Genomic DNA, 22,032 nt, shown 5'->3' with positions numbered 1-22,032 from the left:
ACAGCCACGGATACCCCGCGGCAACGGCTCGGATGTATGAAACGCACAGGCCCACGACCGGCTCGTTTTGTGCTTTCCTACAAACCTGATGACGCTGGTGAAAACTCTGCTGGAGATCCCCGGACTGCGGCTGCGGCTGCACGCGGGCCGCGACCTGCTCGACCGCGAGGTCAGCCGGGTCTACGTGACCGAGCTGCCCGATCCGAGCCGGTACCTGTCCGAGGGCGAGTTCGTGCTGTCGGGGCTGCTGTGGTGGCGCGGTCCCGGCGACGCGGAACCGTTCGTGCGCGCGCTCGCCGACGCCCGCTGCGCCGCGCTGGCCGCGTCCGGCGCGGACACCGGCGGCATCCCCGACGACCTGGTGCAGGCGTGCCGGCGGCACCGCATCCCGCTGCTGGAGGTGCCCGCGGACCTGTCGTTCGCGGTCGTCACCGAACAGGCCGTGCTCGCGTTGGCCGCCGAGACCGACGGGGCGCGCAAACGGTTGCTGTCGGCCGCGGCCGAGGATTCCTCGCTGCCCGCGCTCGTGGCCTACGGCTCGGCGGAGCTGGGCGCGGACTGCTGGGTGGTGACCTCGACCGGCCGCGTCGTCGCCGCGAGCACGCCGGAACAGCCGCGCCGAGGCCGTGCTTCCGGCGATACCGAGGCGAGCGTCTTCGCGGTGGGCGGGCGGCATGCCGTGCCGTGGTCGCTCGTCGTCGACGCCCTGTTGAGTCCGGGTGGCCGCGAGGTCGCCGAGGAGTTGGCGAATCTCGTCGGGCTCGCGCGCGGCCGCCGCGACGAGGTACGTCGGGCCCGGATGCGGGTCGCGGCACCGCTGCTCGAGTCGCTGGCCGACCCGAGCTGTTCGGGCGCGGACCTCGCGCGGGCGTTCGAGGCGACCGGGCTGCCCGCCGAGGCGTCCGTGCGGGTGCTGCTGGCGCGCACCCCGGGCGCCGGCACCGCAGCGGAGATCCTCGATGAGGCGTTGAGCGCGTTCGCCGGCACCGAGCAGCTGTTTCTCGGCGAGGTCGCCGGCACCCACACCGGCGGTTCCGGCAGCGAGGCGTGGGCCGTGATGGCCGTCGAGCCCTCCACCGCCGACGAGCCGTGGCCCGGCGACTGGCCCGCCCGGGCGATGGAGACGTTGGCCGAACTCGGCTCCGGACGGGTGCTGATCGGCGCGGGCGGACCGGCGCCCGTGCACGGTCTGCGCGGGGCGGCGGAGGAGGCCCGGCACGCGGTGCAGGCCGCGGCGGCGCGGCCGGAACGGGTGGCGGTGGCCTCGGGTGCCGGGATGGGCCTGCATCAGCTGTTGCTCGCGGGCGCACCCGACGAACTGCGCCAGGCCCTGGCGGCCCGGGTGCTGGGCGAGCTGCCACAGCATCCGGAACTGCTGCGCACCGTGCGGGTGTACCTGGAGTGCTCGGGTTCGCCGGCGAAGGCGGCCAAGCGATTGCACGTGCACGTCAACACGTTGCGCTACCGCATCGCACGCGCGGGCGAACTGCTCGGCGGCGGCAGCAGCTCGGAGGCCCCGTGCGACCTGACGGACTTCCGCACCCAGGTGGACGTCTATCTGGCGTTGTCGGCCGAGGCCCGTACGGTGGGCATCGATGGCACGTGACAGGGGTGGACGACAGGCGTTCGGCGAGCTGGGACGGCGGCTCACACAGCTCGACGGGCAGAGCTACGGGCGGTACAAGAGCCTCCAGGGCGACTGGGACGGCGACGGCTTCACGGTGACGGTGCAGAAGGCGCAGACGGATCCGTTCGCGCCCGCGAGCCGCATCGAGGTGCGCGTCGACGCCGGCCATCTCGCCTACCCCGAGTCGTGGTGGAGCACGCCGGTGCGGGCCCGCGCGCTCGCGGACTTCCTGTTGCGAGTGCTGGGAAAGCAGCTGCGCGGGTCGCTGCTGCGGGTCGACGTCGGCGGCCAGCAGGTGCTCGACCGCAGCGCTCTGCGCGTGCACCGCGGCGCGGTGACGTTGCGCCTCGGCATCGACCTGCCCGGACCGCGGCGGCGGATCGATGGGCGCGGTGCCCGCAGGGCCCTGTGCGAACAACTTCCCCGCGCGATCGAGGCGCTGCGCCGCGACGCGCTCGACGCCGACGCGGTCGAGGAGTTCGTCGACTCCGTCGAGGACACCGACGCGCTGCGGCGGCAGCTGTCGGACCTCGGGCTGGTGGCGTTCGTGGCCGACGGGGCGATGTTGGCGCGGCGCAGCGGCACCGACGACCGGCCGCTGGCCGACGGCGTTCCGTTCACCTCCCCCGAGTCGTTGCGCACGACGGTGCAGCTGCCGCATCGGGGCGCGGTGAGCGGCATGGGGATCGCCGAGGGCGTCACGTTGATCGTCGGCGGTGGCTTCCACGGCAAGTCGACCTTGCTGCGCGCGCTCGAACGCGGCGTGTACGACCACGTTCCCGGCGACGGCAGGGAACTCGTGGTGAGCCGGTCGGCGACGGTGAAGGTGCGGGCCGAGGACGGCCGCAGCGTGCAGCGGGTCGACGTGAGCGCGTTCGTCGGCGAACTGCCGACCGGCGCCGACACCCGCGACTTCTCGACGTCGAACGCCTCCGGGTCGACCTCGCAGGCCGCCACCACGATCGAGGCGATCGAGGCGGGCGCCGAGGTGTTGCTGATCGACGAGGACACGGCCGCGACGAACCTGATGATCCGGGACGCGCGCATGCAGGAGCTCGTCGCGAAGGGCAACGAACCGCTGACCCCGTTCGTCGACCTGGTGCGCCCGTTGTACAGCCAGCACGGCGTGTCGACCGTGCTGGTGATGGGCGGATCGGGCGACTACCTCGACGTCGCCGACCGCGTCGTCATGATGGCGGCCTACCACCCGGAGGACGCGACCGAGCGTGCCGTGGCGCTGCGGGCGCCGCAGAGCCGGGCCGTCGAGGCCGACGGTTTCCCCGCGATCCGGCACCGGGTGTGCGATCCGCGGTCGCTCGCCGCCGAGCGCAAGGGCAGGCGCATGGTGAAGGCACGCGGCATCGACACGCTCACCTACGGCGAGACCGACATCGACCTGCGGTCGGTCGAGCAGATCGTCGACGTCGGACAGGTCGCCGGCATCGGCCAGGCGTTGACCCACGGTGTCGAGAGTGGACTGATCGACGGCAAGCGGACGGTCGCCGAGTTCCTCGACCTGCTCGAACGCGATCTCGCCGAGAACGCCGACGCGCTCCGGCACGGTTTTCTGGGCGACTACGTCGTGCCGCGCCGCTTCGAGGTGGCGGCGGCGTTGGCCCGGCTGCGCGACCTCCGCGTGGCCGACCTTCGCGAGTAGCCTCGGCCCCCATGAGTGACGAGCGGGAACGGACCGAAGGCACATCTCCGTGGCCGGGCGACCGGGCACAGGTCGTGGCGGGTCTCGTGGTCGCCCTGAGCGGGCTCTATCTCATGGTCGATTCGAACAACCCGGTGTGGCTGTCCGCGGCGCAGTTCGTCGCCGGCACGGTGATGGCCGTGCCGGCGTGGCGTCGCCGCCGCCGCGTGGACCAGGGCGAGGGCGCCGACCGGCGCGCGTAGTATCCAGTTCGGCCCCCAAGTGACCCGCGGGCGAAGTATAGGGCCTCCGGGGACCGCATCGTCCTCGCCGACGCCACCGACACCGCGTCGCCCGGATTGCGGTTCGGCTCACGAACACCGCGACCGACTCGTCGAGGCCGTGCTGCGACTCGCTCACGGAGCCGCCACCGGACCGACCTCACGCCGCTTCGACGAGCACGCTGCCGGTTACGCGAAGGGTGCGAGTTCCACGCCGGCGTCGAGCAGGCCCGCGCGGATGCGGCGAGCGAGGTCGACGGCGCCTGCGGTGTCGCCGTGCAGGCACAGCGACTGGGGCCGTGCGGCGAGGTCGGTGCCGTCGACGGCTGTGACGACACCCTCGACGGCCATGCGCACACACCGTGCCACGACGACGTCCGCATCGTGGAGGACGGCACCGGGTTCGCGCCGCGACACGAGCGTGCCTCCGGGGTGTAGGCGCGGTCGGCGAACGCCTCGGCGACGGTCGGCAGGCCGGCGTCGGCGGCCAGGCGCAACAGTTCCGACCCAGGCAGACCGAGCACGGGCAGCGCGGGGTCGCAGCGGCGGACGGCGTCGACGACGGCCTCGGCCTGGGCGGTGTGGTGGACGACGGTGTTGTACAGCGCGCCGTGCGGTTTGACGTACCGCACGGCGCTGCCGGCGATGCGGGCGAACCCGTCGAGCGCCGCGATCTGGTAGATGACGTCGTTGACGAGCTCGGCCGGGTCGACGTCGATGAACCGGCGGCCGAACCCGGCCAGGTCGCGGTAGCCGACCTGCGCGCGATCGCGACACCGCGTTCGGCGGCGCGCTCGGTGACGCGGCGCAGCACGGTCGGATCGCCGGCGTGGAATCCACATGCGACATTGGCGCTGGTGACGACGTCGAGCAGGGCATCGTCGTCGGTCAACGGCCAGATGCCGAAGCCCTCACCCAGGTCGCTGTTCAGATCGAGCCGGTTGGGGTCGAGCCTGTTCGGATCGAGACGGTTCGGATCGGACACCATGCCCGTCAGGGTACGACCGCTCAGCCGGCGCGGGCGGCGAGGCGGGTGATGGTGGGGCGGTCCGGACCACCGGCCAGGTCGGACTCGTCCACGGCGCCGCAGTCGAGGCCGCGCGCGACGTAGGTGGCCAGCGCCTGCGCGGTGGCGGGTTCGTCGAGGACCGCGCCCTCGGGGGCGGTGCCCGCGCGCGCGGCGACGTAGGTGCGCAGCCGGTCGAGCGCGGACGGCAGGGTTTCACGGAAGAACGCGTAGGTGGCGGCGAACCGGCTGGGCAGCTGGTGCGGGTGCAGGTCCCAGCCCTGGTAGAACCCACGTTCCAGCGACCGGCGCACGAGCGCGTGTGCTCGGCCCAGCCCGCGCGGACGGCGGCGGCGTCGCCGACGGGCAGCCGGTTGGTCGACCCGTCGGACAGGCGCACTCCCCTGCCCGCGGCGGCCACCTGCATGAACTGCTTGGCGAAGTCCGCGGCCGGGTGGTCCATGCTCTGGTACGCCCCGGCGATGCCGAGTCCGGCGCTGTAGTCGTAGGTGCCGAAGTGCAGTCCGCTGCACCGGCCGTCGGCGGCGCGCAGGATCGCGGGCAACGCGACGGTGCCGTCGCCGGACAGCACCGACTGCGCCGTTTCGACCTGCACCTCGAACCGCAGGGTGCCCAGGGCGAGCCCGTTGGCCTTCTCCAGTTCGGACAGCACGTCGGCGGCCGCGGCGACCTGGTCGACGTCGGTGACCTTCGGCAGCGTCACCACGAACCCGGGCGGCGGGCCGCCCAGGTGCTCGAGGAACACATCGAGCGTGCGGATGCCGCGGCGGCGGGTGGCCGCCTCGAAGCTCTTGAACCGGATTCCGCGGAACGGAACGGATTCGGCGGCGAGTTCGCGGGCGCAGCGCACGACCTCGGCATCCTCGACGTCGTCGCCGGGGCTGCCGTAGCCGTCCTCGAAGTCGACCCGCAGGTCCTCGATCGGCTCGGCGGCCAACTTGTCCCGCACCCGCCCGAGCACGTCGGCGGGCGCGTCCAGGCCTTGGGCCGAGCCGTGAGCGCAGTCGTGGGCCTCCAGCACGGCCAGTGCCTGCTCGCCCCATTCGCCCACGAGTCCGGTGTGGAACCGGTTCGCGGGCACGTACACGGTGTGCACGGGTTGACGTCCGGTCGGCTCACCGGGGTAGGTGGCGGTCACGCGCGCGTCGGCCTCGGCGAGCGAGGCGTCGATGCGCGCGTAGACGTCCTCGGTGAGCCGACCGGAGGCCATTACTTGATCCGCTCGTAGGCGGGCAGCGTCAGGAAGTCGACGAACTCCTCGGCGAGCGCGACCTCCTCGAACAGCTCGACGGCCGGCTGCAGCAGCTCCGGCTTGATCTCACCGCTGAGCTGCTCCTTGACCTCGTCGAGCAGCGAGCGGACGAGGTCCCGCGTCACGGTCTCGCCGGAGTCGGCCAGCACGACGCCGTTCTGCACCCACTGCCACACCTGCGACCGGGAGATCTCGGCGGTGGCGGCGTCCTCCATGAGGTTGTGGATGCCGGCCGCGCCGTTGCCGCCCAGCCAGGAGGCGATGTAGCGGACGCCGACGTCGACGGCGCCGCGCAGGCCCTCCTTGGTGCACTGGGCGTCGGTGGCGGCGACGTCGAGGAGCTGGTCGGCGGTCACCGACACGTCCTCGCGGAGGCGGTCGAGCTGGTTCGGCTTGTCGCCGAGGACCTTGTCGAACTCCTCCTTGCACAGCCCGACCATGCCCGGGTGCGCGACCCACGAACCGTCGAAGCCGTCGCCGGCCTCGCGGGACTTGTCGGCGTGCACCTTGTTCGTGGCGTTCTCGGCCACGGCCGGGTCCTTGCTCGGGATGAACGCGGACATGCCGCCGATGGCGAACGCGCCGCGCTTGTGGCAGGTGCGCACGAGCAGCTCGGTGTAGGCGCGCATGAACGGCGCGGTCATGGTGACGGCGTTGCGGTCCGGCAGCACGAACGTGGAACCGGCGTCGCGGAAGTACTTGATGACGCTGAACAGGTAGTCCCAGCGGCCGGCGTTCAGGCCCGAGGCGTGCTCTCGCAGTTCGTAGAGGATCTCCTCCATCTCGAACGCGGCCGGGATGGTCTCGATCAGCACCGTGGCGCGGATGGTGCCGTGCTGCACGCCGAGGGTCTTCTCGGCGTAGGTGAACACGTCGTTCCACAGCCGCGCCTCGAGGTGGCTCTCCATCTTCGGCAGGTAGAAGTACGGGCCCTTGCCGCGGGCGAGCAGTTCCTTGGCGTTGTGGAAGAAGTGCAGGCCGAAGTCGACGAGCGCGCCGACACCCTTGCGGCCGTCGAACTCGATGCCCCGCTCGTCGAGGTGCCAGCCGCGCGGGCGGACGACGATCGTGGCGTGCTCGACATCGTCGCGCAGGCTGTAGTGCTTGCCGTTCGATTCGAGCTCGATCGTGCCGCGGATGGCGTCGGACAGGTTGATCTGCCCGTTCACGACGTTGCTCCAGTGCGGCGTGTTCGCGTCCTCGAGGTCGGCGAGCCACACCTTGGCGCCCGAGTTGAGGGCGTTGATCGTCATCTTCCGCTCGGTCGGACCGGTGATCTCGACGCGGCGGTCACGCAGCGCGGGCGGCGCCTCGGCGACCTGCCACTCCGACTCGCGGACCTGCTTGGTCTCGGGCAGGAAGTCCAGCTTCCCGGTGCGCTTGGCCTCCTCGCGGCGCTGCTTCCGCGCCTCGAGCAGCTGGTCACGGGTCGACGCGAAGTTCTTGTGGAGTCCGGACAGGAAGTCCAGCGCCTCGGGCGTCAGGATCTCGTCACCGCGCTCGACGGCGTCGCCGAGCACACGAACATCAGACATGAAACACCTCAGGGGACGTCGTCTCTATGGGGTTCGTCTTTTACATGACGGACTATAGTTTCTACATTACGGAAGCTCAATGTGAGTGTCCCTGCAGTGCGCGGAAGGAGTCGGCGTGGCCGCGAGCGGTGGAGTTCAGTCCCTCGATCGGGCGTTTGAGCTGCTGGAACGGCTCGCCGATGCGGGCGGCGAGGCGAGTCTGTCCGAGTTGGCGACGTCGTCGGGGTTGCGATGCCGACGATCCACCGGCTCATCCGCACGCTGGTCGCCTCGGGCTACGTGCGGCAGAACGAGAATCGCCGGTACGCGCTGGGCGCGCGGTTGATCCGGCTCGGCGAGCACGCGAGCCTGCAGTTCGGCACGTGGGCGCGGCCGTTGTTGGCCGAGCTGGTCGACGAGGTCGGCGAGACGGCGAACCTGGCGGTGCTGGAGCGCGACGAGGTGGTGTACGTGTCGCAGGTGCCCTCGAAGCACTCGATGCGCATGTTCACCGAGGTGGGCAGGCGGTTGTTGCCGCACGGCACGGGCGTGGGCAAGGCGATCCTCGCGGGCCTGGCGGCCGAGGACGTGCGCGAGTTGTTGGACCGCACCGGCATGCCCGCCTACACCGAGCACACGCACATCGACGTCGAGCGTTTCCTGACACATCTGGGTGAGATCGCCGAGCAGGGGTACGCGCTGGACGAGAGCGAACAGGAACTGGGCGTGCGCTGTGTGGCCGTGCCCGTGCCGGGAACGCCGACGCCGACGGCGGTGTCGGTGTCGGGTCCGGAGGGCAGGCTGACGAAGGAGGCCGTGGGCCGGATCGCCCCGATCGTCATGCGCACGGCCGAGCAGCTGTCGAAGCAGCTGCCGGGCTGAAACTGGTCGGGGCCGGCCGGCCGGTCGGGGCGGCTTTACCGCATGGGGGTCTCGTCGACCTGGATGTCGAAGTTCACCTGACCGTCCTCGACGGACGTGACCTCGACGTCGACGCCGATCTGGCTGTCGTCCATGGCGGTCAGAGTGCACCGGGTGGTCTCGCCGACCTCGCCGGTGAGGTCCTCGGGGCAGTCGACGTTCTTGGCCTGGTTGCCGGTCTGCTGCTCCAACGTGGACTGAACACGGTCGGCGAGCGCCTCGGAGTCCACGTACACCGAGAACGAGCACCCGGACAGTCCGAACGCGGCGACACCGAGAGTGCCCAGGACGGCGAGGCGGGACAGGCGATTCATGCGAGAACTCCAGTCGTGAAATGAACGTGGTTGGGTGAAACCAGGGACGACGTGCATCGCGGCGGACGGCGTGCCGGAGCCGGCACGAGGTGGGACGGCCGGGCCGCCGCCCCGGTTCCCGGCCCCGCGCGCGTGTGTCAGTTCTCCGCGGGTCGCGCAGATGCGACGATGGCCTGCATATCGGGTGTCACCGCCTCGATCCGGTCGACGGTCGCGGTCCCGTGGATGAGAATTACGGCCTTCTGTCCCGCCTGGGCACCGCTGCCGGGAACGGCGAGGATCGTCTGGACCTGAACGAGCTCGTACGTCGATCCGCCGAGCTCCGCGTCGTAGCGCAGCATCTGCACCATCTGTTCGCCGCCACCGGCCGCGCTCTCCTGGCGGCTCGTGACCTCGGGGTTGTACCCCGCCTGCTCCGCGGCCGTCACCTCGCGTCCGCGACGTCCTCCAGCGAGGTCTCGGCGTCGGCGAGGTGACCGAGGACGTTGACGTTCGGGATGTGTTCGTCGTCGTCGGCCTTCATCGGCTCGTACTGGAGCAGCAACGCGACGTTCGGGAGACCGGCCCGTTCCGGGTCGATCTCCCGCCACCCGTCCGGCACCTCGATGCTGATCGGCAACGGCAGGTCACGGATCACCGTGCGACCGTCGTCGCCCTCCCCGGACTCGGTGGGCGACGCGGACGGAGCGCTCGTCGCGGCGCTGGGCTCCGCACTCCCGTCGGGACCACCGACGGCCTCCGCCGACCCGGTCTGCTGCTGCGCGCACCCGGCGACCGTGCCGAGCAACACGACCCCGACCGCCACCGCACCGACGCGTCGTCGCAGTTGACCCGCGTATCCATTCACTCTCCGGCCCCCGAACCCATTCGAATCCATCATGGACAGATCAACGCCGCGCGGCTGCCCAGGCAGCCTCGGGCACCCGGTCGAGAAGGTCACACCGAACATCGAGCGCAGCGATCAACTGATCCGGATCCCGGTGATCCTTGCAGTCGTCCCACACCTCGATCTGGTCGCCGCGCACAATGACGCCATCCAGCCGACCGGAATACGACCCCAAGTAGTGAACAATGCTGTCGTTGACGAACTGGGCCGCAAAATTCTGATCGTCAGCCCTGATCGCGAAATGGTTATCGATCTCCGGGCGTCCGGATCGGAAGTTGTACCACCCCAACCCCCGATTGACCGTGGACGAGATGCGGTCGCTCTTCCTGAGCGCGAACGTGGAGACCGCACCCGGGGCAGTCACCCACACGCACATGTTCTTGACCCGCTCACGCTTCGGGGTCACCACGTCGAATGTGCCGGCAATGAAGGATCTCCCCCGGTGAACACCGGTGATCACATCCTTCACCGCGACAGCCCGCGCGCGACGCTGCAACGGGTTCAGCGGGTGGCCACCGGTCGAATAGGTGTCGTAGACGAAGTTGTAGAACCGGAGGATCTCCTCCGACCCGCCGATCAGGTTCCATCCGCGCCGCTGGGCTTCGACTCCGAGGCGCTGCTGGATGTCAGCCTCGGTGCGCTTATGCCGCTTGTGGAAGTAGACCATCATGGCGCCCAGCGCCGCGAAGACGAGCAGTGAGCCGCCCACGGTCACGAACACGATCATCCCGGTACTCACGAGATCCCTCCCCCGAACTCGCGGCCCACTACCTCCCTGTGGGACCGGTCGGCGCGTAGTTTCGCAATCTTGTCCACTTTGCGCACGTCGTCGTTAGTTACCTCACTCAAAGAGGCGACGTCGGCACCGTATGTAGTGGAACAAGGCGGGCATTCGGCCACGTTTCGGGCCGGTGTGGGAGTGTCCTCAGTGGTCGTCGACGCGGATCGAGGCGACGAACTGCTCGAACTCGGGGGCCGCCTCGGTGAGGCGTTCAGGGGTCGCGGTGAGCGTGCTCGACACGACGGCGAGGCGGTCGTTCTGATCGCGGAAACCGATCAACGTCTGCGCCATGGCGAGCGTCTTCTGGTGGTTGCCCATCCGCTCGTCGTACTGGACAACCTGGAAGTAGACGGGTGTCTCGCCGGGGCCGGCGCCGTCGGAGCCGTCCTGTTCCTGGACGACGTGCGGATCGCCGCCGTCCTGCCGCAGCGACTCCACCTCGCCCTGGGCGACCTGCTTGAGCGTCGTGTCGCCCTCGATGATGTTGCCGCCCACGACGATGTTCGTGCTGAAGTCGGTCTCGATGGACTCGTTGTGCACGGCGAAGAACGCCGCGTCCGGCGCGTCGACCTGGGCGGGGTCGAGCGAGCGCCACCCGGCGGGCAGTTGCACGGTGATCGGCACGGGCAGTTTGTCGATCCGCACCTGCTCGCCGTCGCCACCCGGACCGCCGTCCTCGTTCTGCCCGTCACCGCCGGGGCCTTCGGGGCCACCGGGACCACCGGGACCACCGGGGCCATCGCCGGTCTCGCCGTTGCTCGGCCCCTGCTGCTCGGATCCGGCGGTGGGTCCGGGGCTCGAGTCGGGGGAATCGGCGCGGTAGCCCGAGCAGCCGCCGGCCGCGACGAGCACGCAGGCGGCCAACGCCACGGCGTATCGGCTCGTCGTTCTCGTTCCGGCCGGCATGGCCCTCACCCCGATTCCCTCGGCTCCCGCGTTCAGTCCAACAGGGCGTCGACGAAGGCGGACGGCTCGAACGGCGCGAGGTCGTCGGGACCCTCGCCGAGACCGACGAGCTTGACCGGCACGCCCAGCTCACGCTGCACCTGGAACACGATGCCGCCCTTCGCGGTGCCGTCGAGCTTCGTCAGCACGACGCCCGTGACGTCGACGACCTCGGAGAACACGCGTGCCTGCGCGAGACCGTTCTGGCCGGTCGTCGCGTCCAGCACGAGCAGCACCTCGTCGACCTTCGCCTGCTTCTCGACGACGCGCTTGACCTTGCCCAGCTCGTCCATCAGGCCGGTCTTGGTGTGCAGCCGGCCCGCCGTGTCGACGAGCACCGCGTCGACGCCCGCGTCCACGCCGCGCTTGACCGAGTCGAACGCGACCGACGCCGGGTCGGCGCCTTCCTTGCCGCGCACGACCTCCGCGCCCACGCGCTGCGACCACGTCTCCAGCTGGTCGGCCGCCGCGGCGCGGAACGTGTCCGCCGCGCCGAGCAGCACCTGCCGGCCCTGTGCGACCAGCACGCGCGCCAGCTTCCCGGTGGTCGTGGTCTTGCCCGTGCCGTTCACACCGGCGATCAGCACGACCGCCGGCTGCTTCTCACCGTCCACCGTGTGCGGCAACGCGTGCACCGACCGGTCCGCGTCGGGCCACAGGGTCTGGGTGAGCACGGAATGCAGCGCCTCCCGCGCCTCCTCGGCCGTGCGGACGCCGCGCGTGGACAGCTCCCCGCGCAGCTTCTCGACGATCTCCGTCGTCGTGGCCGCGCCCAGGTCGGCGACCAGGAGCGTGTCCTCGATCTCCTCCCAGGAGTCCTCGTCCAGGTCGCCCGCGCCGAGCAGGCCCAGCAGACCCTGGCCCAGCGCCGACCGCGACTTCGACAGCCGGCCACGCAGTCGCTCGATCCGGCCCGCCGCGGGCTCCGGCTCCTCGACGGCGGGGGCGGCCGCGGGCTCGGGGGCGGGTTCGGGTTCCGGCTCGGGCGCCGGTTCCGGGGTCTTCTCGGGCTCGGTCTTCTCGGGTGCGGCCGTGTCGGCCGGCTGGTCCTCGGTGTCGGGCAGGCCGACGTCGACGATGTCGCGGCGCGGCGCGTCCCGGGGCACGGAGGCGTCGTCGCCCACACCCGGCTGGCCGTCGACCTCGGTGCGCTCCTCGACGGGGTGCGCCGGCGACTCCTTCGGCTCCGCGGCCGGCTCGGCCGGCTCGGACGACTCCGGAGCATCGGCGGCCGTGCCGCCCGGGGCGAGCGAGATGCCACCCCCGGCCTGGTACCCGCCCCCCTTCGGGACCTCCTTCTCCTTGTCCCGTTCGAGGCTGATCTTGCGCTTGCGCGACAGGATCAGGCCCGCGACGAGGGCGACCGCCAGCACGGCGGCCACCACGACAACGATCCAGATCACGGCTTCGTTCGACACGTCCGCCATCCTCCCACTGGCCCCGTGTCCGATCCTGCTCCCCCTGACCGCCGGAGCCCCCGCCCCGCGACAGCGGCCGCAACCGCCGCGCTCAGGGCGCACACTCGGGTGCCAGAAGTTAACGGTCCGGCATCCATCGTGGCCAGAAACCCACTGAACGTGTTGCGCACGTCAGCTCATTGGACTAGACCACTGATGTGTCCCCTTCACTCCGTGTCGCCGGACTGCTGTCCGGGACCTCCGTGGACGGCATCGACGTCGCCGTCGCCGAACTGACGGTCGACGCCACCGACGCGTCCGGCGCCGAACTCGTCCTCACCCCACGCGGCCAGTGGGAACGCCCGTACCCGGACGAGCTGCGCGCCGACCTGCTCGCGGCCCTGCCGCCGGCACCGTGCTCGGCCGAACAGCTCGCCAAACTCGACACCCGCGTGGGCCAGGCGTTCGCCGACGCGGTGGTCCACGCCGAACAGCAGGTGGGACCGGTCGACGTCGTCGCCTCGCTCGGCCAGACGGTGTTCCACTGGATCTCCGGCGGCCACGCCCTGGGCACGCTGCAGATCGGGCAACCCGCGTGGATCGCCGAGCGCACCGGACGGCCCGTGGTGTCGGACCTGCGGGTCCGCGACGTCGCCGCAGGCGGCCACGGCGCGCCGCTGGCCAGCACACTCGATGCGCTGCTGCTGCGCGCGGTCGCCGACCGCGAGAACACGCCGGCCGTCGCGCTGAACATCGGCGGGATCGGCAACATCACGGTCGTCCCGCCCACCGGCAGCGACCCGGACGACGTGCTCGCCTACGACACCGGACCGGGCAACGCACTGCTCGACCTCGCCGCCACGCAGGTCAGCGGCGGCGCGCAGGGCAGCGACGTCGACGGGGAGATCGCGGCGCGCGGCCACGTCCGCACCGACCTGCTCGACCGGCTGCTGGCCGATCCGTACTACGCGGCCGCGCCGCCCAAGTCCACGGGCAAGGAGCACTTCCACCGCACCTACCTCGACGAGGCGCTCGGCGGACTGCCGCCCGTCGACGACGCCGACCTGCTCGCGACCCTCACCGAACTGACCGCGACGACGATCGCCGATGCGTGCGCCCGGCACGGCGCGACGACCGTGTACGCCTCCGGCGGAGGGGTCCGGAACCCGACCCTGATGCGCGCGCTGGCCACCCGGTTGACAATGCGCACAAGCGACGAACTCGGCATGCCGACCGATGCCAAGGAGGCCTACCTGACCGCGGTGCTCGGTTGGTTGTCCTGGCACGGCCTCGCCGGCACCGTGCCGAGCGCGACGGGCGCCCGCGGGCCCCGCGTACTCGGCAGCATCACCCCAGGTGAGCAGCCGCTCGCCCTCCCGACCCACCAACGTCGTCGATTTCGCGGCTGAGGGTGGTCAACCCGCGCGAGACACGGTAGGAGTGACCAATGCGCGCACTGGACCTCGCGATCATCGCGATCTTCCTGGTGGGAACCCCGATCCTGGGCATCCTGCTGAGCGGTAAGCAGAAGTCGTCGAACGACTACTTCGTCGGCAACCGGCGGGTGCCGTGGTGGGCGGTCACCTTCTCCGTCGTGGCCACCGAGACGTCCACGCTCACCGTGCTGAGCGTGCCGACCGTGGCCTACCTCGGCAACATCACCTACCTGCAGCTCGCGATCGGTTACCTCATCGGCCGCACCGTGGTCGCGTTCGTGCTGCTGCCGAAGTACTACCAGGGCGGGTTCGTCAGCGCCTACGGGTTCCTCGGCAAACGCTTCGGCGGCGGGCTGCAGGGCACCGCATCGGTGACGTTCCTCGTCACGCGCCTTCTCGCCGACGGTGTGCGCCTGTTCGCCACCGCCATCCCCGTCAAGCTTGTGCTCGACGCCATGGGACTCGACGTGTCGTACTGGATGGTCATCGCCGCCATCGCGTTCGTCGCCGTCATCTACACCTACTTCGGCGGCATCCGCGCCGTCATCTGGGTCGACGTGGTGCAGATGGGCATCTACGTGCTCGGTGCCATCGCCGCCATCGTCATCCTCGCGGGCCAACTGCCCGACGGCTGGTTCGGCGGACTCGTCGACGAGGGCAAGCTCCAGATGTTCGAGTTCGGCTCCAACATCGTCACCGACCAGTACGCGTTCATCACCGCCGTCGTCGGTGGCGCACTGTTCGCCATGGCCTCGCACGGCTCCGACCAGCTGATGGTGCAGCGCCTGCTGGCCTGCAAGACCGTGCGCGACAGCCAGAAGGCCGTCATCGCCAGCGGTGTCGTCGTGTTCTTCCAGTTCGCGATCTTCCTCGTCGTCGGCGCGATGCTGTGGTCGTTCTTCGGCGGACAGAGCATCGACCAGCTCGGACTGTCCAACCCCGACGACCTGTTCGCGCACTTCATCATCACCGAACTGCCCGCAGGCCTCGCCGGCATCCTCATCGCCGGCATCCTCGCCGCGGCCATGTCGACGATCTCCTCGTCGCTCAACTCGCTGTCGACCTCCACCGTGGCCGACCTGTACGAGCGGTTCACCAAGAAGAAGCTCTCCGACGCGACCCAGCTCAAGCAGGCCCGCATCTGGACGATCATCTGGGCCGTGGTGTTCGTCGGCTTCGCCTCCATGTTCACCACCAGCGAGACCCCCGTCGTCGAACTCGGCCTCAGCATCGCCAGCTACACCTACGGCGCACTGCTCGGCGCCTTCTTCCTCGGCATGCTCGTGAAGAAGGCCCGCGAGCTCGACGCGATCATCGCGTTCGTCTGCACCATCGCCGTCGCCGGCTTCTTCGTCCTCGGCGTCACCTTCACCGTCGAAGGCGAGGAACTCCCCCTCGCCTTCCCCTGGTACGTCCCCCTCGGCGTCGTCGTCACCCTCGTCGTCGGCGGCCTGCTGTCCCTCCGGCACAGCGACCCCGACCCGAAGACCGTGGCCACCGAGAAGGAGGAAGAGCCCGTGTAGTCGGGCGGCGGCTTGGTGCGGGGCCGGTGGGCGTGACGTCCACCGGCCCCGTCGTCGTTTCGGGGACGTGGTGTTGGCACCCCGCGTCGCCGTGTCAGCGTTCTGCGTCGCCGTGTCAGCACTTCGCGTCGCCGTGTTGTTGCTTTGGGAGTGAGGGCGCCTCGCCGGCTGGGCAGGTCTCCGGGATGTTGGGCGGCTTTGCCGCCGGGGGAAGTGTCATCCCGTCGACCTCTCGTTTGGGGTATCACACTGCAGTCAGGGCGCAAGGTTTCGTTGTTGGGCGCCTGTTTGGTTTCGGGTTGCGCCCTGACTGCAGTGTGATGGTTCCGGTTTAGGTCGACGGGATGACACTTCACAGAGGCGGTTCTGTGGGTTGGGTGGTTGGCGGGGTTGGCCTTGCTTCGCTTCGGCCGTGTCGATCCTGCGGGATGTTTTGGTTACTTTAAGTGGTGATTTTTCGTCATGCTTGTGGGTGGTGTTTGTCGATCAGTTGTTCGGTATTATTGGGTGCGTGAGAGATGTTGAGGGGATCGTTGATCGGGCTCGGTCGGTGCTTGCTTTGCGGGCTCGGGCTGATGCTGCTGAGGTGTCGTTTCTTGCTTCGCTCGATGACGGCGCGTCGTCGGATTCGGTGGAGCGGCGGTCGTTGGCTGAGGCGTTGGCGCCTGAGCTTCGACTGTCACCTCAGGGGGTTTTGGATCGGATTCATACCGCTTTGGCGTTGACTTATCGGATGCCTCGGTTGCTTTCCGCTATGCGGGAGGGGCAGGTGGATCGGTATGGCGCCGAGCGGGTGCTGAATACTGTCGCGCCGGTTTCTGATTCCGATGCTCTTGAGGTGGATCGGATGCTGGAGGAGAAGCTTTCCCGCCTGTCTCTGACGGCGTGGCAGCCTCGGAACATGGCTTGGCATGCTTCGCAGATCGTCAAGCAGGTTGATCCCGGTGCTGAGACCGCTGCCGCTCGGATGGCGCATGAGGGTCGGAAAGTCACGTTGGATCACGGGGTCTACGCGCAGTCGCGCCTGTCGGCAGATCTGCGTCCGACGTCGCCTCGGCCGCCTACGCCCGCGTCGACGCCATCGCGCGCAAGCTTCGCCTCTCCGACACCTCACGGAATCTCGACCAGCTTCGGGCCGACGTGTTCGCCGACCTGCTCCTGGGCAACGACCCCGGCGTCACCGTGCCCCAGTCGGCGGCGATGGTCTATCTCCACATGCCCATCGACACCGCGCTGTCGATGTCCGAGACCGGGGCATCCATCGACGGGATCGGACCGGTGCCCGCTGCTTATGCGCGGGAGATCATGACCAACCCGAAGTCCGTATGGCGGAAAGTCCTCTGCGATTCCGCCACCGGGAACCCGGTTGACCTGGGGCGATCGTCGTATCGTCCGAATTCGACGATCCGCAAGGTCGTCCGGGTTCGCGACCGGATGTGCGTCGTGCCCTGGTGCCGACGACCCGCTCGGCACTGCGACTTCGACCACCAACAACAGTGGGCCGAAGACAACGGCTCGACCTCAACCGACAACGCGGCGCCCCGCTGCCGCCGACACCACCGGCTCAAGAACGCACCCGGCTGGACCCACTCCTACGACCCGGTCCACGGCACGTCCTCGGTCACCACGCCCCTCGGCATCGCCTACACCGACAAGCGCGAAACCGTACTCGGACCCCGATCGTCCGCACCCGACAAAGCGCCAGGTCCGAACGACGAACCACCACCGTTCTGAACGAACCGTGGCGACGCGAACGTCCTACGCCTCGATGGGCTCGGCCTCGGCCACTTCGGCGGGCGCCGGCTCGGGCTCGGCGGTGTCGGCGCGCATGCGCTGCGAGATCACCTTCGTGATGCCGTCGCCCTGCATGCTCACGCCGTACAACGCGTCGGCGATCTCCATGGTGGGCTTCTGGTGCGTGATGATGATCAGCTGCGAACTGTCGCGCAACTGCTCCATCAAGCCGATCAGCCGGCGCATGTTGGTGTCGTCAAGAGCGGCCTCGACCTCGTCCATCACGTAGAACGGCGACGGGCGGGCGCGGAAGATGGCCACCAACATGGCAACGGCGACCAACGACTTCTCGCCGCCGGACAACAACGACAACCGCTTGACCTTCTTGCCCGGCGGACGCGCCTCGACGTCGACACCCGTGGCGAGCATGTCGTCCGGCTCGGTCAACACCATGCGACCCTCGCCGCCGGGGAACAACACGGAGAACACCGTCTCGAACTCGCGCGCGACATCCTCGTAGGCGCTCGTGAAAACCTCGAGGATCTTGTCGTCGACCTCCTGAATCACGGTCAACAGATCCTTGCGGGTCTCCTTGAGATCCTCCAACTGCGTCGACAAGAACTTGTACCGCTCCTCGAGCGCCGCGAACTCCTCCAACGCCAACGGATTCACCTTGCCCAACTGGGCCAGATCCTTCTCCGCGCGCTTCGCCCTACGCTCCTGCGTCGGCCGGTCGTACTGGAACGGCTGCGGCTCGGCCACCGTCTCGCCGCGCTCCTTCGCCGCCTCGTACTCCGCCAACTCACCCGCACCCGGCGGGACATCCACATGCGGGCCGTACTCGGAGACCAGATCGTCCAACCCGATCCCGAACTCCTCGGTGATCTTCGTTTCCAGCTGCTCCAACCGAAGCCGCTGCTCGGCGCGCACCACCTCGTCCCGATGCACCGCGTCGGTGAGCTTCTCCAGCTCCCCCGTCAACTCCTTGACCTTGCCGCGCACCTGCATCAGCGCCGTCTCGCGCTCCTCACGCCGCGCCTTGATCGCATCCCGCTCGGCCGCGGCCCGCTGCAACGACGTCTCGATCCGATCGAGCGCCACCTCACCACCGGTCGCCACCGCCTCGGCGATCGCCGCGCCACGCTCCCGCGCCACCCGCGCCTGCTCCGCGCGCTCCCTGGCCTGCCGCTCGGCCTCCGCCTCGCGCAACAACGCATCCGACTTGCCCGCGATGCTCCGGGCACGCTCCTCGGCCGTGCGCAACGCCAGCCGCGCATCGACCTCCTCCTGGCGGACAGCAGTGAGCGACTCGGCCGCATCGTCGCGCTCCGAGGTGTCCGGGTCCTCCTCGACCGGCTCCTCCGACACCGCGGCCAAGCGGTCCTCCAGCTCGGCCAACTGCGTCAACACGTCCTGCCGGCTCTGCTCGACCTTCGCGCGCTGGTTCCGCAGTCGCTCCACCTCGGACTCGGCCGAACGCGCCGTCTGCTCCAGGCTGCTCAGCCGCTCCGTCGAACGCGCCTTGCGGACCTTCGCCTCGCCCAACGCCTCCTTCGCCGCGGTCACCTCGCCCTGCCGCGCGTCCTGCTCGGCCCGCGCACCCTCGAGCTCGGCCGACGCACGCTCCAGCGCCCGCTCCGCCGCAGCCAACCGGTCCTGCGCCTCGTCGACCGCGGCCTGGACCTCGATGACGCTCTCGTCCTTCGCCGAACCGCCGACCGCCCAGTGCTCGCCGAGGACATCGCCGTCGCGAGTCACCGCCGTGACCCCGGCATGCCGGGCGATCAACGCGCGCGCGTCGTCCAGCCCGTCGACGACCGCCACCCGAGCCAACGCACGCTCGACCGCCGGCCGCAACGCCTCCGGTGCGGTGACGACCTCACGCGCCCACCGCGCACCGCCCGACAACGCGGGCCACGACGTCAGGTCCACATCGGACCGCGCGCCACCCAGCAACAGCCCGGCCCGGCCCGACTCGTTGTCCTTCAAATAGGCCAACGCGGTCAGCGCATCGCCACCCGCCGACAGGGCCACCGCATCGGCGACCGGGCCGAGCGCCGCCGCCAACGCGACCTCGAAACCCGTCTCCACCGTCAACAACGTCGCCACCGAGCCCAGCAGGCCCGGCACCTGCTCGGACGCCTGCAACAGCGCGCCCGCACCGTCCTTGCGGTTCAACCCCATCGACAGCGCATCGACACGGGCCTTCTCCGACGCGATGTCCCGCTCGGCGCTGCGCTCGGCCTTGACCAGCTCGTCCACCCGCTGCTTGGCGACGTTCGCCGCCTCGACCGCACGCTGGTGCCGCTCCTGGAGGCCCTCGTCGTCGGAGTCCTCGACGCCGCCCTCCGCGCGCGCCGCCTCGAGCGCCTCGGCCGCCGTCTCGGCGCGCGCCTCGGACTCCTCGATACTCGCCGAGATGCGCTCCACCTCGTCGGCCGTGGCGTTGTTCTTGCTGCGCAACGCCTCGACCTGACCGGAGAGCTTCGCGATGCCCTCCCTGCGGTCGGCGATCGCGCGCACCGCCGCCATGTGGGCGCGTTCGGCCTCCTGCACCACGCGTTCGAGGTGCTCGCGGCGTTCCGTGGCCTCGGCCAGCACCGACCGGGCCTCGCCGACCTCCTCGTTCAGCTCCTCCTCGCGTGCGGCCGCCTCCTCGGCCTCCGCGATGAGCTCCTCCGGATCGCGGCCGGTGCCGCCGACCTCGACCTCCGCCGACAGGTGCCGCTGCCGCTCCACGGCCAGCCGCACCGTGCCGCGGAGTCGTTCCGCCAGCGACGAGAGCTTGTACCAGGTGTCCTGCGCCGCCTGCAGCATCGGCGCGTCTTCGGCCAGCGAATGCTCCAGATCGGCCTGCTCCGAGCTGACGACCTCGAGCGCCTGCTCCACCTCGGCCTGCGGGCGCGCGCGGCGTTCTCGTCGGCCTCTTCCTTCGCGATCGACTCCCGCTGCGTGACCAGGTCGTCGGCGTAGAGGCGCAGCTTCGCGTCCCGCAGCTCCGACTGGACCGTCTGCGCCTTCCGCGCGATCTCCGCCTGCTTGCCGAGCGGCTTGAGCTGCCGCCGCAACTCGGTGGTGAGGTCGTTGAGCCGGTCGAGATTGCCCTGCATCGCGTTGAGCTTGCGCAGCGCCTTCTCCTTGCGCTTGCGGTGCTTGAGGACGCCCGCGGCCTCCTCGATGAACGCGCGCCGGTCCTCCGGCTTGGCCTGCAGGATCTCCGCCAACTGGCCCTGACCGACGATGACGTGCATCTCCCGGCCGATACCGGAGTCGGACAACAGTTCCTGGATGTCGAGCAGTCGGCAGTTGCTGCCGTTGATCTCGTACTCGCTGGCGCCGTCGCGGAACATGCGGCGCGTGATCGACACCTCGGAGTACTCGATGGGCAGCGCGCCGTCGGCGTTGTCGATCGTCAACGTCACCTCGGCGCGGCCCAGCGGCGCGCGGCCCGACGTGCCGGCGAAGATGACGTCCTCCATCTTGCCGCCGCGCAGGTCCTTGGCGCCCTGCGTGCCCATGACCCACCGCAGCGCGTCGAGAACGTTCGACTTGCCCGAGCCGTTCGGGCCGACCACGCAGGTGATACCCGGTTCGAAGCGCAACGTGGTCGCCGACGCGAACGACTTGAAGCCTTTGAGCGTCAAGCTCTTGAGGTACACGCGGCGTCTGACCTTTCACTCACGATGCGGGGAGTTCAATCGGCAGATGCTACCCGGCGGCTCCGGCGGGCCGTGGGACGACGCCCGGGCGTGCCACGACCTCGATCGCGCGCCGACCTGCCACTTTCACCTCTCCGGTCCCCCACGGCACACGCGTCACACGGGTGACCGGCCGGGGGCGGTCCGGCGTCGGATTCAGCGTTCGACGAAGTCGGTCAGCCCGCCCTTGGGGTCGGCCCACAGTTCGGCGACGTGCTCGACCCGACCCGGCGTGCCGCCGCCGCGCAGCAGGGCGAGCAACGCCGTGCACTCGTCCTCGGGGCCTTCGGCGACCACCTGGACGCGGCCGTCCGACAGGTTCGTGGCGCTGCCGACCAGGCCCAGTTCGAGCGCCCGGCTCCGCGTCCACCAGCGGAAACCGACTCCCTGCACCGCGCCGTGCACCCACGCCGTCAGCCGCACCGGCCCGGTTTGCGACCCCGTGTCCTGTTGCTCACCCACACGTCCATGGTGCCGCACGCAGGAGTGACGGCCCGCACACCCTTACCCGCAGCTGAGTCCCGGCCGATAACCCGAAGGTGGTAGCGTGCCGCCGTCGTCCACCCGATCATTCGAGTCGGAGGAAACTCATGTCGACCGAGGTCGCACCGCCCAGCGAGCCGTCGGGCCGCTGGCAACGCACCGGCTACCTCGCGCTGGCCGCGAGCGGGCTCGTGCTCTCGACCGCGTTCGGTGCGTTGGCGCAGGTCGCCGCTCCCGAGGGGCACAACACCGCGGGCGACGACAGCTCCCAGGTGAGCACCGGCAACGACGGCCAGGCCCCCGACCTGGACAACCCGGCCCCGGGCGCGACCACCGAGATGGTCGACGGCCGCCCCGTGCCCGGCGAGAACCCCGAGCGGCCCGGTCCCTCGGTGACGACCTCGATCAGCGTCGGCCCGGACGGCACACCGACACGGGTGACGACCACCCGGGACAACCCGCAGCGCCCGCCGCAGTCCCCCGGCGACGGGCAGTCCAGCCAGCCCGGTCCCACCGACGGTCGCCCGACCGACACCCGGCCGACCACGACCGCACCCCGCCCACGTCGACCAACCGC

At 70.1% G+C, this 22,032-nt stretch carries 13 protein-coding genes and 7 pseudogenes; 9 read left to right on the top strand and 11 right to left on the bottom strand.

The genetic code is table 11. From position 1 onward, the window contains the following. Positions 1-88: 88 nt before the first annotated feature. From BJF85_RS04725 to BJF85_RS04715, 3 genes are read left to right on the top strand one after another with little or no spacing between them, the layout of a single operon-like run. The gene (locus BJF85_RS04725) at positions 89-1,606 is read left to right on the top strand and encodes a PucR family transcriptional regulator (RefSeq protein ID WP_075845929.1); all 1,518 of its coding nucleotides are present in this window, start codon (positions 89-91) and stop codon (positions 1,604-1,606) included. Next, entirely contained in the window at positions 1,596-3,284 is a 1,689-nt protein-coding gene (locus BJF85_RS04720) for an ABC-ATPase domain-containing protein (protein WP_075845928.1), read from the top strand. Before BJF85_RS04725 ends, BJF85_RS04720 begins: the two co-directional genes overlap by 11 nt. An 11-nt stretch (positions 3,285-3,295) precedes the next feature. Next, complete coding sequence (locus BJF85_RS04715) at positions 3,296-3,526, top strand: hypothetical protein (protein ID WP_075845927.1); 231 nt, start codon at positions 3,296-3,298, stop codon at positions 3,524-3,526. A 207-nt stretch (positions 3,527-3,733) separates the two neighbouring features. Here BJF85_RS04715 and BJF85_RS04710 read toward each other — a convergent pair. The 3 genes and pseudogenes from BJF85_RS04710 to aceB form a co-directional block, all read right to left on the bottom strand. After that, a pseudogene (locus BJF85_RS04710) lies at positions 3,734-4,532 on the bottom strand (LamB/YcsF family protein). Between the two features lie 20 nt (positions 4,533-4,552). Next, positions 4,553-5,781: pseudogene (locus BJF85_RS04705) on the bottom strand (aldolase/citrate lyase family protein). Beyond that, positions 5,781-7,358 carry a malate synthase A gene (gene aceB, locus BJF85_RS04700; RefSeq protein WP_075845926.1) on the bottom strand — a complete coding sequence of 526 codons (1,578 nt, stop codon included), beginning with the start codon at positions 7,356-7,358 and terminating at the stop codon, positions 5,781-5,783. The pseudogene BJF85_RS04705 and the gene aceB overlap by 1 nt, the downstream one beginning before the upstream one ends. 115 nt (positions 7,359-7,473) lie before the next feature. Between aceB and BJF85_RS04695 the strand changes: the two are divergent. Continuing rightward, positions 7,474-8,219, top strand: a pseudogene (locus BJF85_RS04695) (IclR family transcriptional regulator). 35 nt (positions 8,220-8,254) lie between these two features. Here the strand turns inward: BJF85_RS04695 and BJF85_RS04690 are convergent. The 6 genes from BJF85_RS04690 to ftsY all read right to left on the bottom strand — a co-directional run bounded on the left by BJF85_RS04690 (position 8,255) and on the right by ftsY (position 12,611). Continuing rightward, positions 8,255-8,572: a DUF4333 domain-containing protein gene (locus tag BJF85_RS04690; RefSeq protein ID WP_075845925.1), complete on the bottom strand. Its 318-nt coding sequence runs from the start codon at positions 8,570-8,572 to the stop codon at positions 8,255-8,257. 137 nt (positions 8,573-8,709) lie between these two features. Then, positions 8,710-9,000 (bottom strand): hypothetical protein, encoded by a 291-nt coding sequence (locus BJF85_RS04685; protein WP_075845924.1) that lies wholly within the window; start codon positions 8,998-9,000, stop codon positions 8,710-8,712. Beyond that, the gene (locus BJF85_RS04680; protein WP_075845923.1) at positions 8,997-9,377 is read right to left on the bottom strand and encodes a hypothetical protein; all 381 of its coding nucleotides are present in this window, start codon (positions 9,375-9,377) and stop codon (positions 8,997-8,999) included. Before BJF85_RS04680 ends, BJF85_RS04685 begins: the two co-directional genes overlap by 4 nt. 82 nt (positions 9,378-9,459) lie before the next feature. Beyond that, the gene (locus tag BJF85_RS04675; RefSeq protein WP_139320463.1) at positions 9,460-10,197 is read right to left on the bottom strand and encodes a hypothetical protein; all 738 of its coding nucleotides are present in this window, start codon (positions 10,195-10,197) and stop codon (positions 9,460-9,462) included. A 186-nt stretch (positions 10,198-10,383) separates the two neighbouring features. Continuing rightward, complete coding sequence (locus BJF85_RS27095) at positions 10,384-11,145, bottom strand: hypothetical protein (protein ID WP_139320462.1); 762 nt, start codon at positions 11,143-11,145, stop codon at positions 10,384-10,386. A 32-nt stretch (positions 11,146-11,177) separates the two neighbouring features. After that, positions 11,178-12,611 (bottom strand): signal recognition particle-docking protein FtsY, encoded by a 1,434-nt coding sequence (gene ftsY, locus BJF85_RS04665; RefSeq protein WP_075845920.1) that lies wholly within the window; start codon positions 12,609-12,611, stop codon positions 11,178-11,180. Between the two features lie 188 nt (positions 12,612-12,799). Here ftsY and BJF85_RS04660 point away from each other — a divergent pair. From BJF85_RS04660 to BJF85_RS27835, 4 genes and pseudogenes are all read left to right on the top strand, one after another. Then, a pseudogene (locus BJF85_RS04660) lies at positions 12,800-14,019 on the top strand (anhydro-N-acetylmuramic acid kinase). Between the two features lie 9 nt (positions 14,020-14,028). Then, a complete protein-coding gene (locus BJF85_RS04655; RefSeq protein ID WP_075845919.1) occupies positions 14,029-15,540 on the top strand; it encodes a sodium:solute symporter in 1,512 nt (503 codons plus the stop codon). A gap of 412 nt (positions 15,541-15,952) precedes the next feature. Beyond that, positions 15,953-16,573: pseudogene (locus BJF85_RS31085) on the top strand (DUF222 domain-containing protein); the annotation flags it as partial. 107 nt (positions 16,574-16,680) lie between these two features. Continuing rightward, positions 16,681-17,274, top strand: a complete 594-nt coding sequence (locus BJF85_RS27835; RefSeq protein WP_255375389.1) for an HNH endonuclease signature motif containing protein — start codon at positions 16,681-16,683, stop codon at positions 17,272-17,274. A 24-nt stretch (positions 17,275-17,298) separates the two neighbouring features. Here BJF85_RS27835 and smc read toward each other — a convergent pair. Both smc and BJF85_RS04640 read right to left on the bottom strand, forming a co-directional pair. Further along, positions 17,299-20,933: pseudogene (gene smc, locus BJF85_RS04645) on the bottom strand (chromosome segregation protein SMC). Between the two features lie 195 nt (positions 20,934-21,128). Further along, a complete protein-coding gene (locus BJF85_RS04640) occupies positions 21,129-21,434 on the bottom strand; it encodes an acylphosphatase (RefSeq protein ID WP_075845918.1) in 306 nt (101 codons plus the stop codon). Positions 21,435-21,562: 128 nt separating this feature from the next. Between BJF85_RS04640 and BJF85_RS04635 the strand changes: the two are divergent. Further along, positions 21,563-22,032 (top strand): annotated as a pseudogene (locus tag BJF85_RS04635) (hypothetical protein); the annotation flags it as partial.

It is taken from the genome of Saccharomonospora sp. CUA-673, from assembly GCF_001942305.1.
Taxonomy (GTDB): Bacteria; Actinomycetota; Actinomycetes; order Mycobacteriales; family Pseudonocardiaceae; genus Prauserella.
The sequence above is the reverse complement of the archived record's forward strand: the minus strand, read 5'-3'. Positions and strand labels throughout refer to the sequence as shown.

Coding starts and splice junctions, on each gene's coding strand:
- BJF85_RS04720 (WP_075845928.1), top strand. CDS start 1,596: ATGGCACGTGACAGGGGTGGACGACAGGCGTTCGGCGAGCTGGGACGG.
- BJF85_RS27095 (WP_139320462.1), bottom strand. CDS start 11,145: ATGCCGGCCGGAACGAGAACGACGAGCCGATACGCCGTGGCGTTGGCC.
- aceB (WP_075845926.1), bottom strand. CDS start 7,358: ATGTCTGATGTTCGTGTGCTCGGCGACGCCGTCGAGCGCGGTGACGAG.
- BJF85_RS04715 (WP_075845927.1), top strand. CDS start 3,296: ATGAGTGACGAGCGGGAACGGACCGAAGGCACATCTCCGTGGCCGGGC.
- BJF85_RS04655 (WP_075845919.1), top strand. CDS start 14,029: ATGCGCGCACTGGACCTCGCGATCATCGCGATCTTCCTGGTGGGAACC.
- ftsY (WP_075845920.1), bottom strand. CDS start 12,611: ATGGCGGACGTGTCGAACGAAGCCGTGATCTGGATCGTTGTCGTGGTG.
- BJF85_RS04690 (WP_075845925.1), bottom strand. CDS start 8,572: ATGAATCGCCTGTCCCGCCTCGCCGTCCTGGGCACTCTCGGTGTCGCC.
- BJF85_RS04725 (WP_075845929.1), top strand. CDS start 89: ATGACGCTGGTGAAAACTCTGCTGGAGATCCCCGGACTGCGGCTGCGG.